The organism is Chitinophaga flava (assembly GCF_003308995.1).
Classification (GTDB): Bacteria; Bacteroidota; Bacteroidia; order Chitinophagales; family Chitinophagaceae; genus Chitinophaga; species Chitinophaga flava.
This window is the reverse complement of the sequence record NZ_QFFJ01000002.1, coordinates 1-18251: the sequence shown is the minus strand read 5'-3', so window position 1 is coordinate 18251 and position 18251 is coordinate 1. Positions and strand designations below refer to the sequence as shown.

At 43.6% G+C, this 18251-nt stretch carries 16 protein-coding genes; 10 read left to right on the top strand and 6 right to left on the bottom strand.

The genetic code is table 11. The annotated features are described in order from the left end of the window. Positions 1–95: 95 nt before the first annotated feature. From DF182_RS16435 to DF182_RS16400, 7 genes are all read left to right on the top strand, one after another. Entirely contained in the window at positions 96–890 is a 795-nt protein-coding gene (locus tag DF182_RS16435; protein WP_113616944.1) for an AraC family transcriptional regulator, read from the top strand. Positions 891–1235: 345 nt separating this feature from the next. Beyond that, positions 1236–1814: a helix-turn-helix domain-containing protein gene (locus DF182_RS16430; protein WP_113616943.1), complete on the top strand. Its 579-nt coding sequence runs from the start codon at positions 1236–1238 to the stop codon at positions 1812–1814. Positions 1815–1862: 48 nt separating this feature from the next. Continuing rightward, on the top strand, positions 1863–2306 hold the full coding sequence (locus DF182_RS16425; protein WP_113616942.1) for a helix-turn-helix domain-containing protein: 444 nt from the start codon (positions 1863–1865) through the stop codon (positions 2304–2306). A 287-nt stretch (positions 2307–2593) separates the two neighbouring features. Beyond that, positions 2594–5188 carry a bifunctional YncE family protein/alkaline phosphatase family protein gene (locus DF182_RS16420; RefSeq protein ID WP_113616941.1) on the top strand — a complete coding sequence of 865 codons (2595 nt, stop codon included), beginning with the start codon at positions 2594–2596 and terminating at the stop codon, positions 5186–5188. A gap of 137 nt (positions 5189–5325) precedes the next feature. After that, complete coding sequence (locus DF182_RS16415; protein WP_147243452.1) at positions 5326–5730, top strand: hypothetical protein; 405 nt, start codon at positions 5326–5328, stop codon at positions 5728–5730. 38 nt (positions 5731–5768) lie between these two features. After that, positions 5769–6053 carry a hypothetical protein gene (locus DF182_RS16410; protein WP_113616939.1) on the top strand — a complete coding sequence of 95 codons (285 nt, stop codon included), beginning with the start codon at positions 5769–5771 and terminating at the stop codon, positions 6051–6053. Between the two features lie 646 nt (positions 6054–6699). Then, the gene (locus DF182_RS16400) at positions 6700–7035 is read left to right on the top strand and encodes a thioredoxin family protein (RefSeq protein WP_113616937.1); all 336 of its coding nucleotides are present in this window, start codon (positions 6700–6702) and stop codon (positions 7033–7035) included. Here DF182_RS16400 and DF182_RS16395 read toward each other — a convergent pair. The 6 genes from DF182_RS16395 to DF182_RS16365 all read right to left on the bottom strand — a co-directional run bounded on the left by DF182_RS16395 (position 7024) and on the right by DF182_RS16365 (position 12302). Beyond that, positions 7024–7263 carry a MerR family transcriptional regulator gene (locus DF182_RS16395; RefSeq protein ID WP_147243450.1) on the bottom strand — a complete coding sequence of 80 codons (240 nt, stop codon included), beginning with the start codon at positions 7261–7263 and terminating at the stop codon, positions 7024–7026. The two genes, DF182_RS16400 and DF182_RS16395, sit on opposite strands and share 12 nt — an antisense overlap. A gap of 437 nt (positions 7264–7700) precedes the next feature. After that, complete coding sequence (gene mnmE, locus DF182_RS16385; RefSeq protein WP_113616934.1) at positions 7701–9080, bottom strand: tRNA uridine-5-carboxymethylaminomethyl(34) synthesis GTPase MnmE; 1380 nt, start codon at positions 9078–9080, stop codon at positions 7701–7703. Between the two features lie 100 nt (positions 9081–9180). Beyond that, positions 9181–10017: an energy transducer TonB gene (locus DF182_RS16380; protein WP_113616933.1), complete on the bottom strand. Its 837-nt coding sequence runs from the start codon at positions 10015–10017 to the stop codon at positions 9181–9183. A 52-nt stretch (positions 10018–10069) separates the two neighbouring features. Further along, a complete protein-coding gene (locus DF182_RS16375) occupies positions 10070–10660 on the bottom strand; it encodes an ExbD/TolR family protein (RefSeq protein ID WP_113616932.1) in 591 nt (196 codons plus the stop codon). Between the two features lie 66 nt (positions 10661–10726). Further along, on the bottom strand, positions 10727–11389 hold the full coding sequence (locus DF182_RS16370; RefSeq protein ID WP_113616931.1) for an ExbD/TolR family protein: 663 nt from the start codon (positions 11387–11389) through the stop codon (positions 10727–10729). A 58-nt stretch (positions 11390–11447) separates the two neighbouring features. After that, positions 11448–12302, bottom strand: coding sequence for a MotA/TolQ/ExbB proton channel family protein (locus DF182_RS16365; RefSeq protein ID WP_113616930.1), 855 nt, complete (start codon positions 12300–12302; stop codon positions 11448–11450). 748 nt (positions 12303–13050) lie between these two features. On the opposite strand from DF182_RS16365, the gene DF182_RS16360 reads away from it, so the two are divergent. The 3 genes from DF182_RS16360 to DF182_RS16350 all read left to right on the top strand — a co-directional run bounded on the left by DF182_RS16360 (position 13051) and on the right by DF182_RS16350 (position 17663). Then, the gene (locus tag DF182_RS16360) at positions 13051–15600 is read left to right on the top strand and encodes a zinc-dependent metalloprotease (protein ID WP_113616929.1); all 2550 of its coding nucleotides are present in this window, start codon (positions 13051–13053) and stop codon (positions 15598–15600) included. A 177-nt stretch (positions 15601–15777) separates the two neighbouring features. Further along, the gene (locus DF182_RS16355; protein ID WP_113616928.1) at positions 15778–16803 is read left to right on the top strand and encodes a LacI family DNA-binding transcriptional regulator; all 1026 of its coding nucleotides are present in this window, start codon (positions 15778–15780) and stop codon (positions 16801–16803) included. A gap of 47 nt (positions 16804–16850) precedes the next feature. Beyond that, the gene (locus DF182_RS16350) at positions 16851–17663 is read left to right on the top strand and encodes a hypothetical protein (protein ID WP_113616927.1); all 813 of its coding nucleotides are present in this window, start codon (positions 16851–16853) and stop codon (positions 17661–17663) included. Positions 17664–18251 lie beyond the last annotated feature (588 nt).

Here is an 18251-nt window from a genome sequence, read left to right as displayed (position 1 = left end):
TCTGCTGCATCCTTATATAATTACCGGGGAAGACCATTTCATGCTTGGTACTGCCATCCAATTGTGATAATTTAGCAGCTTCAATACGAAAGAGTATGCAATATCCCAAAGCCGCCATGTACCTGGGTTCCACCCGTAGTATGCTGATTTCCCCGCACCTGGTAACAGACATTCATCAACACGCCGTTATTCAATTCACCTGTTCGCTGGATCGAAAACCCTTCATTGTTTGGACGGAAAGTGATGGTTGGCGGAAGGCAGAGGCAGTACTCATCAACTCGGCCGTTGCACACAGTCTGAAAGAGTTTGATGGCTGGCAGGTCACTACCTGCATTATGCCGGATGTACAAACAGGACGCCTGGTTCAGGAGAAAGTTTTAGAGGGTCAACCTATTAAATACTATCTGGAGAAAGATATTCTTCCAATAATAGAAGCCCTCCAAATGACACGCCGACAACTACTCACCGATAGCAACATATTTAATTCGCTAACCGACACTGTTTTTCATCACCTCCTTCAGGAAACACCATTTAGACCTCCACTCGATGACCGTATAAGGAAATCGATCTATTTCATACGTCAAAACATTCACAATAAAATTTCTGCGGCAACACTGGCCTCAGAAGTACATTTGTCCGAAAATCGTTTTTTACATTTGTTCCGGGAACAGGTGGGGACATCACTTCGGCAGTATGTTATCTGGCAACGGGTAGCAGTGGCAACCGAAACCATGATGAAAGGCAAATCATCCAAAGAAGCCGCTTACGAAGCAGGCTTTTCCGATCAGGCACATTTTTCCCGTACCTTTTTCCTGATGTTTGGAGCACAACCTTCTGCCTATGCTGCACTTAAACCCCTTTACCATTTCGGATTCTTCCATAATATCTAGGCACCTCCTTAGCTGAGAATAGCCAGTTTCTTCAAATCAACAGCTGTTTCATTCAAACGTCCCAGGTTTCACCTTTGTAATTTTGCGCCATTATTTAATAATCAAAAAATAATGATGAAACAGCATTTAACTTCAAAAACAAATTACTGGCGCCGAATGTATTCAGGCGTTCTCAAAACAAAACTTGCCATTGCATCTGTTTGGACCATGCCGCGGGAATGGAAACTGCTGTACTCCCTCCTCATAGTAATGACTTTACGATTAGCTGTTATTGCAATATCCGCAATTAAACAGCTCTAAGCATTCAACACAATTTTCAGGAGATTATCAATCCCCAAAATAATAATGGAATTCGTTTATACCCTTTACGTTAAGAACATGGTTTGCCAACGGTGCATTCTCATTGTCAAAAACATTTTGGCTTCACTGGATATTAGTGTATCAGATGTGGATCTTGGTAGAATAACCCTTTCATATGAATTGGATATAAGTCGCCAAAAGCAACTGGCAGACAGCCTTAGCAATATCGGATTGGAGATCATTGAATGCCGGGTGAATCAGCTTGTGGAAGAGATAAAACAAGGTGTAAGAGATTACCTGTCTCTGAGTCCCGATTCCCATCAATACAAGCTCTCAAGCTTTATATCAGGAAAACTGGCTTATGATTTCGGATACCTCAGCGATTTGTTCTCCAAAATGGAAGGCATCACTGTTGAACGGTATTTCATGTTACATCGCCTTGAAAAAGTGAAGGAGCTACTGGATTATGATCAGTTATCACTTAGCGAAATTGCCTTTGAAGTTGGCTTTAGTAGTGTTCATCACCTATCTTCCCAGTTTAAAAAACTTACAGGTATTACCCCCTCTCAATACAAACTATTGGCCGTGAAAGAACGAAAATGCCTTGATTTAGTAGGCGTTTGAGTTGAAATATCTTTCCAAAATAAATTCATTACCATCAACGATTTTGACATGAAAGAAATCACAGACCAACTTTACATTCCCTCACACACCCGCAATCACATGCAGAATAAAGAAGAAATAGAAAAGCTTATTGTAGATAACGTAAAAGCATGGATAGAAGAAGTTTATGATGACGATTTTCAGTTTAATAAAAACTTCTGTTTGGATAACCATATTCAATCCCGATTGTCAACTCCCTTGACCGAAGTAGCAATTTGGTTTATCGACAGAAATGCAAAAACTATTCAGCAATATGCGATGGAGGTACGGGTTAATAAAGTAAAGGAGCTACTGGTCTATACCAATTTAGACCTGATTGCAATTGCCGGGAAACTCGGCTATTCCTCTGTTCGGATAATGTCAGCTGAATTGATACAATTAACCGGACTTCCGATTTCCTTTTTCCAGAATATCAAACAACAAAAAGAGGACATGGCGAAGCGCCTGCAGTAAAACTGCGCAGCTGAGATCTGATGAGTCTGGATGGATCATCTTATAATCGTTACTTATCATTCTACTACTGGCTTTACACCACAAATTCCCTGACTTGTCCATTAGTGACCAACTTCCCGATGCAGAAAGTAATCAACATTATTTAATGATATATTCATTGCAAGATTAAACCGGCTGCCGTACTTTAGGATATATTAATTCAAGTTTAGATATACTATATCAAGTTCATGACCCAATCCCGGGGAATGTGTTCTCTGATACCATTTCAATAACTGCTAAAATATATTATGAAGACAGGACAACATTCTTTTCTAAAAAGCATTTTTGCATGCTTTTTATTGGCTGCTCCAGGCATACAGGCACAGGTGATATCAAACAGTCTGGAACCAAGAAAGGATATCAGAAGCCCCGTAGATACTTCCTGGAACCAGTTTTTGGCGGGAGATAAATTGTTGGCAAATGGCCAGTTACTGAATCCGGCAGGACAAAGCCTCAATTTAACAAAAGGAACCAGAGTACTAAACCTGGAACTCGCTCATCAGCAGCAGATACTCATTGCAAAAACCAACAAGCGGCTGTCCTTTATTGATGCCAAAGATTTTAAAACACTTAATTCCTTCGACTATCTGGACAAGGAATCAGGATCAATGAATGGCCTTGCAGTAGATGACAACGATTCTACTATTTATTTTACCGGGTTGGAAAAGAATTTATATGTAGGAAATGTTAGCAGCTCAGGAACATTTACGCTTACAAAGAAAATCGATCTATCCGCTAATCATAAAAAAACCAATCCCCTGGGAATTGGATTATGCAAAAATAATATCGCCTTTGTAGCACTTGCTATCACAAACGAGGTTGCTGTTGTTGACCTTTCAAAAGGTAAGTTATTAAGCACGATCCCGGTAGGTGTTTGTCCCTATGCAATCATCATCAGCAAAGACAAAAAGCTGGCATTCGTGAGCAATTTCGGAGGGCCGCATCCTGGAAAAGGGGATAGAACAGAAAAATCGGCTGGAACAGACGTCGCAGTGGATGAACGGTCAGTAGCCTTACGAGGTTCCGTTACCGTAATTGATATTCAGTCAAGAAAAAAGATTGCCGAGATTGCGACCCGCATCCACCCGGAATCAATGGTTTTATCTCCTGATGGTAAATCCCTTTACGTAACTGATGATAGCGGAGATGGCATTAGCGTGATAGATGTAAAGACCTTAAAAGTCGCGCATACACTTAATACCAAGCCGGATCCTTCGCTCCCCTATGGTAGCCTCACAACGGCACTGGCTTTCAGTTCCGACGGAAAAACATTATTGGCAGCCAATGCCGGCAATAATTCAATTGCGCTCATTGATCCAACCCATCCTGCGAAAGCTCCCTATGGCTTTATTGCAGCGGGTGGCTTTCCGGGAAGCATTGGTGTTAGCGGAAACAATTTATTTATTGGAAACGTGACTGCTTTGAAAGGGGAAGTGCAAAAGGTTGTACTCCCGGCCAGTAAAGCTGAGGTAGATGCATATACAACGGAAGCCAGTAAAGGATTTCATTTTATAGAACTGCTGAGAGCACAGGCCACAGGCAATTTAAACACTAAGCCTAAACCCATTCCTGATAACCTTGGAGAACCATCCCCCATCAAACACGTAGTATATATTATTAAAGAGAATAAAAAATTTGACCAGGTGCTGGGCGACTTCGGAAAAGGTAACTGTGATCCCAGACTTGTTGAATTTGGAAAAGAGACAACCCCCAATACGCACGAATTGGCTAAACAATTTGTTCTCCTGGACAATTACTATTGTAATGGTGTTAACTCAAGTGACGGCCACCAATGGGCTATCCAGGGAATTACTACACCTTATCACGAAAAAGATTTTTCAAATGGGCATTGTGCCTATGATTTTGGAACGGATCCCCTGTCTTATGCAGGTTGTGGTTTCATCTGGAATCATTTGCTGCGTAAAGGCATTTCATTCAGAAACTTTGGAGAAACAGATCTCGCCGAAATAACAAAAGGAAAGACCTGGACCGATGTATATAATGCCTGGAAAAATAAAAACGACTCCGCCCGGTACCAATGTTCATATGCAATGAAAAGCCTGGAAAAGTACAGTGACTTGCGTTTCCCTGGCTGGAACATGAATATTACAGACCAGGTGAGGGCCGATGCATTTATCAATGCACTGAAAGAATACGAAGCAGCAGGCAATCTGCCTGAATTTATTATTATTTATTTACCCAATGACCATACCAATGGGTATAGCGAGCATACACCCACTCCCCGCGCCTATGTAACAGACAACGACTGGGCAACAGGCAGAGTGGTGGAAGCACTTTCGAAAAGTTCTTTCTGGAAGGATATGGCTATATTCATTAATGAAGATGATCCTCAAAGCGGCACAGACCATGTGGACGGGCATCGTTCATTCTGTTTGGTTGCAGGCCCTTATGTAAAGCGTGACACTATCATCAGCAATTTTTACAATCAATCATCTGTACTACATACCATCTGCCAGATATTCGGCGTACAACCCATGAATCAATTGGTGGCAGCAGCTCCGTTAATGACAGCATGCTTTCAGCAGAACCCTGACTATACGGCCTATAATAGCCTGACACCATCAATTGCCATCAACGAGATGAATCCTCCAAAGGAAATGATCAAAAATAAAACCACCGCCAGATTAGCGCCACTGACACAGAAAATGGATTTCTCGAAGCCGGATCTTATTGATAAGGATGCCCTGATATTTAGTGAGTATGTATGGTCCACCATACATGGTGACAAACCCTTTCCTAAAGCGTACTTCGGCGCACATCAGAAGGGTTTGAAAGCCCTCGGCCTGAAAGTAGACCCCAAGTCCAGGGAGGATAATGATTAATACTGATTGGAAAATATAATGATGTCCCGTCCTGAAATGTTTTTATTTTAGGACGGGATAACGGTTTCACGTTGGGTTCTGTTATACAACAGTGGTGAAGGGCAAGATAAAAAAGCAGGATGTTAAATTATAATACAATGAATTTAAAGAATCTGTTTTGTGGTTTTCTTTTCCTTTCCGCTATAATCTTTTGGGGACATATCAAGGCACAGGAAAAGCATAGAAATTATACGGTAAAAAAATATAAAAAAGCGGGTACAACAAGTTCTTTGATTGTAATCAGCGCTTTTAACGCAAAGGAGCCCAATGAGCAATCATTAGTGGGTATTGTTCTTATATTGGATGCCGACACCACTAAACCCTTTAAGTCAATTGGATATGAAGGTGTCTATAAAATGCAGGTACAACCCGGCAAGCATAAAGTCAGGGCTGTCTGGCCCGGTTATAAAATTATAACTACCGATTATATTAAGACAAATCCGGGAGATTCTATTCTTTTGAACTTTTATCTCCCACCGGATGAGCGGCCATTGGTTGATTGATATTTCAAATAATCGAATACCGTAACCAGGCTAATCACATGTACATTAGCAAGCTTACATTATTTCAAATGATGCCCCAAACAACACGAAACACCCCAAACAAAGCAAAGCTGGCTGCTAACGGAATTAACAATTTCAATGAAATATTTGATATTGTTCCTCCATTCGTAGTGGCGGTGGATATAAATCTAAACTACTATAGTCTCCAAAAGAGAATGAAAGATCATGCCCTATTCAATCTTCATGAATTGTTGAAATTATCTAAACTGGTTGGCTGTAAAGTACAGGTATTGATTAAGCTGGCGCTGAAAGAGACTAAGTAAAAACTACCTGCCTATCAGAAGGTTGATTAAATTCCTCTCGTTTGCCTTTCCCACGACGTTTAACTGCTTCATTATTATTGTAGGCTTCCCGTTGTAAAACTTCCTGAAATACCGGCTATATAGCTGATCGCGTATCTGATCACTTCGTAATACAGGCCCGTATGTTTTTTCCAGGTGCCGGTAATACTTTGACTGAATTTGCTTTTCGTAGTATCCTTCGCCTCTATACTGGAAATATCCGTTTTTGAAATACAGTTTCCGGCTCCTAAGTTTGAGATGCTACCATATTGACGCAAATACTTATCTGGCTGTGTACCGTGCCGCCACGGCTCCAGCTGAGGGTACTACGCCAGCTCTCAGGCTGTAAAAACTTCCATTTACGGAGGTCTGATATCGATATTGATTTCCTTTCTTCAAATGTTGTAAGGTATGTTCCAATTTTGGCCATAATTCGTTTTTTATAGAAACCTAAATCATTAGGGAATCTGGGGGATTAAATCTTCTTCACTATCTTTTTTTATTGAATGTTGTTTGACATAAGTGTAACCAGAGAATATATTTGTTTCATACTCCGCCGTCATCTTTTGTAAGAACAATTTCATGTAATCTTTGTTTCTATAGAACTAACCCCTAAAATCATAATATCATGCCTAATGAAAAAATCATAATCCTTAATGATGCGAACTTCGATCGTGAAGTTCTGGGACGGGCTACTAATGTATTGGTTCAATTTTGGGCTCCGTGGAGTCCACCTTGTCGTCTGGTATCCCCTATGGTTGACGCGCTTGCAGATGAGTTTAGTGGAAAAGTTGTAATGGGTAGATTAAATGTTGAAGTATCTTTAAGAGTAACAGAACAATATCAAGTTCGCGGTGTACCGACTTTAATTCTGTTTAAAAATGGAGGGATCGTTGATAGGAAAACGGGAGTTGCTAATCAATCAGCCTTATCAAATTTCATATATAGACATTTAGAGCTCTAAATCATTGGGAATGTGAAAAGTTAAAATCTTCCTTATTGCCTCGGCTGATAATGGTACGATTCCGAATTTTATAGCCGGTAATGCGCGGCGCTTTATTAACCGCTGCAGTGTCCACCAGCTGACGCCCAGCAGCTTGCTGGCATCGGCAATGTTTAGAAACTCTTTGATCTTTACCTCTTCAATGGGCTTTGCTTTGATGGCCAGGGTTTCGTTATCGCTCTGTTCCATCTTGGCAGCTCTTTGCCTTACCTTATAGAACATTTTTGCACAGTGATCACTGCACGTCTGAGAGGTAGTTTTCTTCGCCACGAAATCACGGCGACAATATTGGCAAACTCGGTTTACTCGGATGTTTGAACTCATTATCTATCAATGTTTTGCACTGACAGTTCAGTAATGGTGCAGCATGGGGCTGTATGGGGCTACGTGGTGCAGAGTGGTGCTGTATGGGGCTACGTGGTGCAGAGTGGTGCTGTATGGTGCATTATCTCGCCTTTTAAATTTACGAAAACATTTCTATGCTTCGAGGTACAAATAAGGTACAAAAATGCCCAAAACAACGCGAAACAATCAAAACAAAGCAAAACCACCGGACATAGAAAAAGCCCCATTGACGGGGCTTTCATCATATTTCGCTATGAATGTTTTGTGTTGTTTATGCCACTTTACTTCCCGATACAAAACTTACTGAAAATGTAATCCAGCCTATCCTCATTCGTCACCTCACCGGTGATTTCACCGAGGTAATGCAGGCTACGACGTATATCCAGTGCGAGCAGGTCGCCGGGTAATCCGTTGTCCATACCGTTTTTCACGTCCTGAAGCGATTGCTGTACTTCCTGAAGGGCCGCATGGTGACGGGCATTGGTGATGATGGTATCTTCGGTGTTGATATCGCCTGCCATGACTTTCTGTACCAGTTTGTCTTTAAGTTCCTGGATATGGTCGTGGTTTCTGGCGGAGATAAAGAGAATAGGCAGACCGTCGAATTTAGCGCGGGCAGCTTCTTCTCCGGCTACATCGGTTTTATTACCAACGAGGAGGAAGTTGACATTATCTGTTTCGAAGCCATGTATCTGTTGTTGTATATCAGCGGCGGAGAGTTCGTTGACGTCGAAGAGATATACCACTACGCCTGCTTCGCGTATTTTCTCCATGGTTTTCTGTACACCGATGGTTTCGATGGTGTCGCTGCTGTCGCGGATACCGGCAGTATCGATGAGTCGGAAGAGGATACCGTCGATATTGAGTATTTCTTCAATGGTATCGCGGGTGGTACCGGCAATATCACTGACGATAGCTCTGTTTTCGTTGAGCAGGGTATTGAGCAGGGTAGATTTACCGGCATTGGGTTTACCAACGATGGCGGTATTGACGCCATTTTTGATGACGTTACCCATGCGGAAGGAGTCTATCAGGTGTTGGATGATGGTGGTAGCATTGCTGACAAGGGCGTACAGGCGTGTTCTGTCGGCAAATTCCACGTCTTCCTGGCTGAAGTCCAGTTCCAGTTCTATGAGGGCAGAGAAGGTGATGAGCTGTTCCCGGAGAGCATGTAATTCTTTAGAGAAGCCGCCGCGCATTTGTTGCATGGCAGTTTGATGGGAAGCCGCGGAGTTGCTGGCGATGAGGTCAGCAACAGACTCTGCCTGGGTAAGGTCCAGTTTGCCATTGAGAAAGGCGCGCTGAGTGAATTCGCCTGGTTTGGCCAGACGGGCGCCTTTATCGACGGTAGCAGCGATGATTTGTTGCTGGATATAGGGAGAACCGTGACAGGATATTTCGATGACATCTTCTCCGGTATAGGACCGTGGGCCTTTGTAGAGGCTGATAACTACTTCATCGATGATTTTACCGTTGTGTACGATATTACCGAAGTGAAGGGTATGGCTGGCCTGGAGGTCCAGGTTTTTGGCCGGGAAGAGGCTGTTACAGATGGGAAAAGCTTGTTGACCGCTGAGCCTGATGACGGCGATGGCGCCGATTCCTGGCGCGGTGGCTACAGCTACGATAGTATCATCAAATCCTGTTAATTTTCCCAGCATACCGGTATATCATTTTTTTAGAAAGGCAAAGGTACTAAAAATCAAAAGCCCCGTTTCAACGTAGGTTGAAACGGGGCTTTGATTATCGTTAGTGATAGTACTACTCTTGGAGAGTGAAGCGGATCGGGAGGTTGAACTGTACAGAAACCTGGCGTCCATTTTGTCTACCAGCTTTCCATTTAGGCATGGATCTTACCACGCGTACAGCTTCTTCTTCCAGACCACCACCTTTTGCAGCGCCTACTGTTTTCACATCTTTGATGTTACCTTCAGAGTCAACCACAAACTGTACGAATACAGTACCGGAGATACCGTTTTCCTGCGCAACGCGAGGGTAACGGATATTTTTGCTCAGGTATTTGGCCAGTGCTTCCTCGCCACCAGGGAAGGTAGGAGGCTGCTCTACGAAAGTGAAGATTTCTTCTTTAGCAGGAGCAGGAGGCGCTTCTACCACACCAGTACCTTTACTGTCTTCCAGCAGACCCGCATCGATACCGTTCGGGTCACCTTCTACGGTTTTGGTGCTGATGGATTTGTCTTTAATTTCTGCCTGTTTTGGTGGTTCTTCATCCGGTGGTACTTCATTATCTTTTTTGATCACCGGAGGAGTGAACTGTACAGACGGTTTAACCGGCGGCGGTGGAGCCGGCGGAGGAGGAGGCGGCGGAGGTGTTTTCGGATCATCCGGGAGTTTCACGTCCTCCATCTTGATTTCCTGTATCACCGGCTTCTTGTTGTTATCACCTTCAGAAGCTTTCACGTAGTTAGTGATGACATAGGCCAGGAAAAATACAAGAAACAGGGAAACGGTACCCAGAATGGCATTCCGCACACGCTTGTTATACTGCTTCCTCAGATCATAAGCCCCATACTCCTTGTTCCTGCCTTCAAACAGGATATCAAGAAAATCGGACTTTAAGACTTTAGCTGAATCCATTGTTAATGTTAAGTTTTATAGATGGATGCAAAAATTGATTAATTCCACAAGACTATTTTACACCGTTAGCAGTTTCTGTCTGCTTAATCCATGTTTTGTCCTGATCGCTGATGTCTACAGTTGCATAACGTTGTATACGGTTGATAGCCATTTCGTCCAGGATGTCCACAAAGTTTGCGTAAGTAGCGTCATCATCTGCTTTAATGATTACCACCACATCTTCTGGTTCACCTTTTGCATTCCTCAGTTTGGACACTTCATCTCTTTTTTTGATGATTTCATCCCTGATTCCTCCTTTGTTGGCAAAACTGGTTGCTTTAAAGAAGTCAGGGTTTGCTGCCGCGTTAGGGTCTTGTGCCAAACCTTCGTAATAATATACTCTATTGTCTTTACCAAGTAAGATGGTCAGGGCAGTACTTTCTTTTACTTTGTTCTGGTCCTTTTCTTCCTTGGTATCTTTTGGCATGATCAAGTCCATTGTTTTGGGCTTGCTCATGGTAGTGGTAAGCATGAAGAAGGTAATCAAAAGAAAACCTAAATCCACCATGGGCGTCATATCTACACGGGTCGACTGTTTCTTCGATTTCGTCCCACCGTGTTTCTTCCCTTTCCCACCACTACTACTGGTATCCATTTCTGCCATAGTAGCCAATTTTTTTAGTTCTGAAATCAGTAGCCTCCCAGGTCAGGGAGTTGTTGCTACCGTTTACTACTCTTTTTTACCACCTGCTGCCTGTTCTTCTTTCCAGGCCGCTGTTCCCTGAGGAGCAGATTTCAGGTTGGTTACCAGGTTGAGTTTCTGGATATGTTTCGCTTTGAAAGTATCCAGGATTTCCTTGATCTTAGGATAAGGAGTAGCGTTGTCCGCTTTAATACAGTACTTCAGTTTGTTGAAGTTACCGCCTTGCGCTGCCATGCCATACTCAATCCAGGCACCTAATTCGTTATTTGCAGAATCTGTTGGGATTCCTTTGTCAAGACCCTGTTTTTTACGCTGATCTTCAGAAAGAGACAGGTAATTTTTCAGGTCTTTAATAGGAGTACCGACGCTAGCACCAGTTACAAAGCTTTTGATTTCTTTGTCGTCCAGGCCAAGTTTATACTGCGCGTTCAGATCTTCGATCAGCTTTTTTCTTTTAGGCTGGCCGTCCATGCTGAAAAACACTCTTCCGTCTTTATCTACCGTGAATAACAGCACGTCAGAATCAGGCAAAAGGGTTGTGTTGATAGAGGACGGGGTAACTACCGTTACCGGTTCATCCGGTTTGAACTTAGTCGCCAGCATAAAGAAAGTCAAGAGCAGAAAAGCCACATCACACATTGCTGTCATGTCAATAGCAGTGCTTTTCCTGGGCATTTTAATTTTAGGCATCTCTACTTTTTTTATGATTTACTTTAAATAGATTCAAAACCGCTGAAATTCCACAAAATTATTTGTGGTTTGCAGCAAAGCTCTGTGTTAAAGTAAAGCCGGACTCGTCAATAGCGTAAGTGATGCTATCGATGTTAGTAGTAAAGAAGTTATACATGATGATCGCGATAGCGGATGTACCGATACCCAGAGCGGTGTTGATCAACGCCTCGGAGATACCTAACGCCAGCTGTGCAGAGTCTGGTGCACCACCGGAAGACATCGCAGAGAACGCTTTAATCATACCCAATACGGTACCGAACAGACCCAGCAGGGTTGCTACGGAAGCAATGGTAGACAGGAACACCAGGTTCTTTTCCATCATTGGCAGTTCCAGTGCAGTTGTTTCTTCAATTTCATTTTTAATAGTCAGGATCTTCTGATCTGTGTCCAGCTCAGAGTTGGTAACCATTTCTTTGTACTTTTTCAGACCAGCTTTCAGTACGTTACCTACAGAACCTTTCTGTTTGTCGCACTCAGCTAAAGCTGCGTCAACATTTTTGTTAGCCAGGTGATATTGTACTTTACGTACCAGCTCAGAACCGCTGAATTTACCTTTAGCTTTTGACAGGTACAGGAAACGCTCAATTACGAAAGTCAGACAAACGAGCAATACAGAAATCAATACAGGTACTACCAATCCACCTTTGTAAACAGTACCAAACCACTTGCCAATACCAGAATCAATCGGATGCCCGTCTGGATTATTACCTTGGAAGTTGGCTGGGTTACCTAATACAAAAAAGAAAAACAGAAAACCTATCACTAAACAGATAGGCACAGCCAACGCCGCGAACAGGTTGGACGACTTTGTAGGTTGATGAGAAGAAGCCTTAGCTGTAGCTGCAGTCACAGTTGTTTTAGTCTCAGCCATGTTGATTGAAATTTTAGTGTTAAAAATTAAACTATTGTTTGTTAGAAGTTACGATTTTACTATTTCACACTGGTGGAATGCCTCACAGCACTCAATTTACTCTTTAATAAGCGATTCGCAAAGTTATAAGGTTGGCCCAAAAAAACAAGTGCAGCCCAAAAAAACCCAAAAAAATTAACCTACCCCCTCAAATGCCCCACCATAGGGCTTCTCCCTCACACGTTTTTTTGTTTTGAGCAAACACTTACGTCAGCAAATAACCAATAATATTGCAGTCCTCTAATTTGTTACTGTCCCAAAAATTTGAAAGCTGTTGATTTTTTTTCAAAGTTGGACGCACAATTTAAGAAAAAATTCAAATGTTCCAACAGAAATCTTACAAAACTGAGAACATATTTATTCCCGCGCCAGTCAACACTTTGAGCGCCCGCTAATTGGTTTTAGCCCGCCATTCTGCACACACTTTCATTTCCCCAAACGCCAAATCCACTACTGTCGCGGCAAATCCACTTCTGCCCGCTATAAATGCTATATGAAAATATTATATACTATAACAATAAATGATTACATAAGAAAGTTGGTACTGCAACTAATGCTTTGACGTCTATCCCCCACCTTTACCCCTACTTTTTTCCATTCTTATACCCTTTTTCCGCGCTTATGGATTTTCCTCATAAGTTAATACTTTATGTACTTACTTGCAATCCCATTTTTTAAAAAGCGAACGTTACACAAAACCAATCACTCAATGTACAAATCAATCAACCTGAAACTGATGGTCGCTGTTGCCGGCTTAGCCTGCATCGGCTCATCCGTTTCCTTTACCGCTAGTGCCCAGCGGAAAAAGAAATCTGCCGCGCCAACGCCAGCTGCCGCTCCAGCTAAAGACACTACTGCCAAACCTGCCATGATCAAACCCGGTCCTAAAGCCGGCCCTAAACCTTTCGCGGAAATCATCACCGATAAGGCCTCCGCTGATTCCGGCCTGTTCAATATCTACAAACAAGATGACCGCTTCTTCTTCGAAGTAGCAGACTCCCTCCTCGGCAGAGACATTCTCGTTGTAAACAGGCTGTCCAAATCCGCCGCAGGCCTGCGCGTACAAATGATGGGCTTCTCCGGTGACATCATCGGCGAAAACGTTGTCCGCCTCGAAAAAGGACCCAATAACCGCATCTTCCTCAAAAACATCTCCTACTCCGAGGTATCCAAAGACTCCACACAGCCCATGTTCACCGCTGTGATGAACTCTAACCTCCAACCCATCGTTGCCGCCTTCGATATCAAAGCCTTCTCCAAATCAGGAAATGGCAGCGTTATCGACCTCACCGAATATATCTCCGGTGATAATGACGTGCTCTTCTTCGACGGCACCATCAAAAATATGATGAAACTCGGTGGCGTTCAACCGGATAAATCCTACATCTCCGATGTAAAATCCTATCCGATGAACACCGAAATCAAAACCGTTAAAACATATAGCAAAGCAGGCCAGTCAATGCCAGGCTTTCCTCCGGCTCCGGGAAGCAACGCTACCGTTGAACTCAACAGCTCCATGGTACTGCTCCCTGCAGTACCCATGCAGCCACGCTACTTCGATCCCCGTGTTGGTTTCTTCACTACCCGTGTCACTGATTTCGATGCCGATCCGCAAGGTGTAAAACAACTCCAGATGATCACCCGCTGGCGCCTGGAACCCAAACCGGAAGACATGGAAAAATACAAACGCGGTGAACTCGTAGAACCTAAGAAACCTATCGTGTTCTATATAGATCCTGCTACTCCGGCTAAATGGCGCAAATATCTTATCATGGGTGTCAACGACTGGCAATCCGCTTTCGAAGAAGCCGGATTCAAAAATGCCATCATCGCCAAAATGGCCCCTACCAAAGAAGAAGATTCTACCTGGTCTATCGAAGATGCCCGCTTCTCAGCAATCGTTTACAAACCGTCTGATGTTCCCAACGCCAGCGGCCCCCACGTACACGATCCCCGCTCCGGCGAAATCCTCGAAAGCCATATCAACTGGTACCACAACGTAATGCGCCTGCTGCGCAACTGGTACTTCGTTCAGGCTTCTCCCAACGATCCACGCGCCCGCAATATGCAGTTCAGCGATGAACTCATGGGTGACCTCATCCGCTTCGTGTCTTCCCACGAAGTAGGCCATACCCTCGGACTCCGCCATAACTTCGGCTCCAGCTCCACCTATCCGGTAGAAAAACTCCGCGATAAGGAATGGGTGAAAAAGAACGGCCATGCCGCCTCTATCATGGACTACGCCCGCTTTAACTACGTGGCTCAGCCTGGAGATGGTATCAGCGGTGCCGATCTCTACCCTCGTATCAACTACTACGACAAATGGGCCATCCAGTGGGGTTACAAACTCCTCCCTAATGCTAAGTCAGCAGAAGCAGAGGTAGCGGTGCTCAACAAAATGACCATCGACAAACTGAAAGACAAAAAATACTGGTTCGGTACAGAATCCAATCCAAACGATCCCCGTTCCCAGAACGAAGATCTCGGAGACAACGCCATGAAAGCCAGCGCCTACGGTATCAAAAACCTGCAGCGTATTATGCCTAACCTCCTGACATGGACAAAAGTGGAAAACGAAGGGTACGGTACCCTCGCTGAACTTTACAAGGAAGTTGTCAGCCAGTTTGGCCGCTATATGGGACACGTAACCAAAAACATCGGTGGTATCTACGAAACGCCTAAAACCGTTGAAGAAGAAGGTGCTGTATACGAATTCGTACCCAAAGCCATTCAGAAAGAAGCCGTTCAGTTCCTCTCCCAGCAACTGTTTACTACACCTAAATGGCTGGTAAACCAGGACCTGATGAACCGTACTGGTAGCACCGGAATAGGCCTCGTAATGTCTGTACAGGCTCCTGTACTCAGCAAAATCCTGTCTGTTAATACGCTCAATAAACTGAGCGCCGGGGAAGCAGCGTTGGGTAATACCGCCTACCAGCCGCTGGAAATGCTCAACGACATGAAAAAGTCTATCTTCAGTGAAATCTACACACACCAGCCGATAGATGTATACCGTCGTAGCCTGCAGCGCAATTATGTAGACAACCTTACCGCCATGATGGCGCCTCCTGCACCTAGCCAGATGCCAGGGTTCAGCGCACCGGATGCCAGCAAATATGATGCTGCCGCTATCTGCCGTGCTCACCTGTCCTCACTCAGAAATGAGCTGCGTGGTGCGGCCGCCAGTGGTGATGCCATGACCCGCAACCATATCCTGGATCTGGTTGCCCGTATCACCAATACACTGGACCCGAAATAACGATTAAGTATATACGAAAATAAAAAGGGTGCGACCGGATAGTCGCACCCTTTTTATTGCTATAGCTCATAACACTGTATTCACCTCCGTTTCATTCTTCTGCCTTCCCCCACGTATTTTTATTATTGCGGAAATTGCTTAATATAGCTCCATATTTAAATAAATCCAGCCTCAAAAGTGAAAGAGCGTACCAATAAAATAACGATATACGACATTGCTCAAAAACTGAACCTGTCTGCCTCCACTGTATCACGCGCTTTGCAGAACAATCCGCTGATCAATGAAGAAACACGGGAAAAAATTCAGGCAACCGCAATGGACATGGGTTATGTACCCAATTGGATAGCCTCCAGCCTGCGTAAAAAACGTTCCAATATCATAGGGCTGATCGTGCCTCGTACCTCTATGTATTTTCAAAGTACAGCTATCAGCGGTATTCAGCACGAAGCACACAAATACGGCTTCAGTATCGTAATCGGCCAGTCCGATGAAACCGTAGCCATGGAAAAAGAACTGGCACACACTTTCTATTCCCTGAGGGTGGATGGCCTCCTGGCTGTAGCCTCCATGTTCACTACCAACTTCGATCATTTCAGTCCCTTCATAAAAAACAATATTCCACTCGTATTCTACGATCGCGTACCAGTGGACTTCCCCGGTTATACCATTACCGGAGATGATTTCAAAGGCGGTTTCCTCGCCACCGAACACCTTATCAAACAAGGCTGTAAAAGAATTGCCCATTTTTCCGGACTGCTTACCTGTAACCTTTACCAGCAAAGGCTTTCAGGATACAAAGAAGCACTCGCCAAATACAATATTCCTTACGACGAACAACTCGTATACATCCATAACCTTACGATGGATGCCGCTGCACAGGCAGCCCGCGAACTCTTCGATAAAGGCAATCTGCCCGATGGCCTGTTTACTGCCAACGACAGTTCTGCTGTAGCCTTTATACAGGAAGCCAATAAACGGAACATTGCCATCCCTGAGCAAATAAAGGTGGTGGGTTATTCCAATGACCTGTCTTCCCGTATTATCTCCCCTTCATTAAGTACCATTGAGCAATCAGGGTATAACATGGGGCAAAAGGCGGTTGAAACAATCGTCAAACTGATCAATCATGAAGAAGGTGGTAAAGTCACCCAAAATTTTGTCTTCCCTGTAGAACTTATCCAGCGGGAATCTTCTATGATTTAAAAACATCAGCCTAAAATCAACCATACTGATTTTCAACCTACAACTTTATGAAACGTCATTACTATGCAGGTCTTTTCCTGCTGAGTGTACTGGGTATAACTTCCTGCAACCGGCATATTTATGCACCTAATGCGGCCAATGTACCGCTACTGAAAGAGAAAAATGAGTTTAAAGCCAGTATTTCTCCCAATAACCTGCATACTGCTTTTGCTATCACTGATAATATCGCTATCATGGCTAACGGTCAGTATGTATACAGGCTGCTCCCCCGGGACAATGATCAGAATACAAATGACCTGTTTCTTGACCAGGACCTTCGGGGAGGCGTTGTAGAAGGTGCTGTTGGCTTTTTTAAGCCCCTGGACAAGAAGAAAAGAATGGTGTTTGATGTTTATGCAGGTGGCGGCGCAGGTAGCTTTAAAACGCTCGCAGCGCATAATACCGAGGCATCAGCTAATCCCAGCGATTATCTATTGAAAAACAGGTTCTCAAAAGTATTTATCCAGCCCAGCATTGGTTTTGTACATCCTGTTATTGAAGCGGCGTTCAGTAGTCGTTTTTCCATGCTGAATTTCTACAATTCGCAGATAGGCCCCCGTGCATTTGAAAACAATACTACCGCCAAAGACGACTTTCTCCGTGTTGCAGATAAACCAATTGTTTTTTATGAGCCGGCTTTTACTTTCCGTGTAGGATATAAATATGTGAAATTTCAGACCCAACTGCTGTTTTCCGTTCCACTGAATGATGAGAATTTCAGTCAGTATCAAACGAATCAGTATTTCCAGCAGGTAGGATTTATGATGGGCGCCTCTGTCGATATCGCCCACTGGTATGATAATTTCAGAAAGAAACGATAATCTCTTTTGATTCCTGCATAGATTTCCCCTTCGTCTGGACAAGTGCTAAGATGAAGGGGAATTTTTTTTGAGAAGAATATTTAGCAGAAAAGCCTGATACATCCTGCCTGATGTTGAGATTGAATAAAGGAAGATGGTTATTGTTTGGGGAGATACCTACCGTTTGTTGTTTATAGCAGGTAGAAGTAGAATGATTTTTCTTATCAGAAAGAAGCTTAACACCTTTTGTTATAGATAGAAGAATTGAAAACCCTTTGAGAGAAGGTGCCCTGCTATTCCTTTATGGGAGCAGATACCTAACGTTTCTCCTGGATTATTTCTGTTGGTAATCTGATTACTGATAAAAGAAAGGTAAAAAGAGAAAAGTAAGAGAAAGGTAAAGAAAAGGTGAATAGAGAAAGGAGAATGGAGAATGGAGAATGGAGAATGGAAAGAGGTGAAAGGTGAATAGAGAAAGATGAAAAAGGTACAAATAAAAAAAGCCTCAGTGTAAAACACCAAGGCTTTTTTCAATAAATATGGCAGTTACCTACTCTCCCGCATGATAGTGCAGTACCATCGGCCATGAGGGGCTTAACTTCTCTGTTC

Bases quoted from the DNA above. Each gene is read 5' to 3' on its own strand.
- DF182_RS16400 (WP_113616937.1), top strand. From the start codon at position 6,700: ATGCCTAATGAAAAAATCATAATCCTTAATGATGCGAACTTCGATCGT.
- DF182_RS16415 (WP_147243452.1), top strand. From the start codon at position 5,326: ATGAATTTAAAGAATCTGTTTTGTGGTTTTCTTTTCCTTTCCGCTATA.
- DF182_RS16410 (WP_113616939.1), top strand. From the start codon at position 5,769: ATGTACATTAGCAAGCTTACATTATTTCAAATGATGCCCCAAACAACA.
- DF182_RS16380 (WP_113616933.1), bottom strand. From the start codon at position 10,017: ATGGATTCAGCTAAAGTCTTAAAGTCCGATTTTCTTGATATCCTGTTT.
- DF182_RS16435 (WP_113616944.1), top strand. From the start codon at position 96: ATGCAATATCCCAAAGCCGCCATGTACCTGGGTTCCACCCGTAGTATG.
- DF182_RS16350 (WP_113616927.1), top strand. From the start codon at position 16,851: ATGAAACGTCATTACTATGCAGGTCTTTTCCTGCTGAGTGTACTGGGT.
- DF182_RS16425 (WP_113616942.1), top strand. From the start codon at position 1,863: ATGAAAGAAATCACAGACCAACTTTACATTCCCTCACACACCCGCAAT.
- DF182_RS16360 (WP_113616929.1), top strand. From the start codon at position 13,051: ATGTACAAATCAATCAACCTGAAACTGATGGTCGCTGTTGCCGGCTTA.
- DF182_RS16375 (WP_113616932.1), bottom strand. From the start codon at position 10,660: ATGGCAGAAATGGATACCAGTAGTAGTGGTGGGAAAGGGAAGAAACAC.
- DF182_RS16370 (WP_113616931.1), bottom strand. From the start codon at position 11,389: ATGCCTAAAATTAAAATGCCCAGGAAAAGCACTGCTATTGACATGACA.
- mnmE (WP_113616934.1), bottom strand. From the start codon at position 9,080: ATGCTGGGAAAATTAACAGGATTTGATGATACTATCGTAGCTGTAGCC.
- DF182_RS16395 (WP_147243450.1), bottom strand. From the start codon at position 7,263: ATGGAACAGAGCGATAACGAAACCCTGGCCATCAAAGCAAAGCCCATT.
- DF182_RS16430 (WP_113616943.1), top strand. From the start codon at position 1,236: ATGGAATTCGTTTATACCCTTTACGTTAAGAACATGGTTTGCCAACGG.
- DF182_RS16420 (WP_113616941.1), top strand. From the start codon at position 2,594: ATGAAGACAGGACAACATTCTTTTCTAAAAAGCATTTTTGCATGCTTT.
- DF182_RS16365 (WP_113616930.1), bottom strand. From the start codon at position 12,302: ATGGCTGAGACTAAAACAACTGTGACTGCAGCTACAGCTAAGGCTTCT.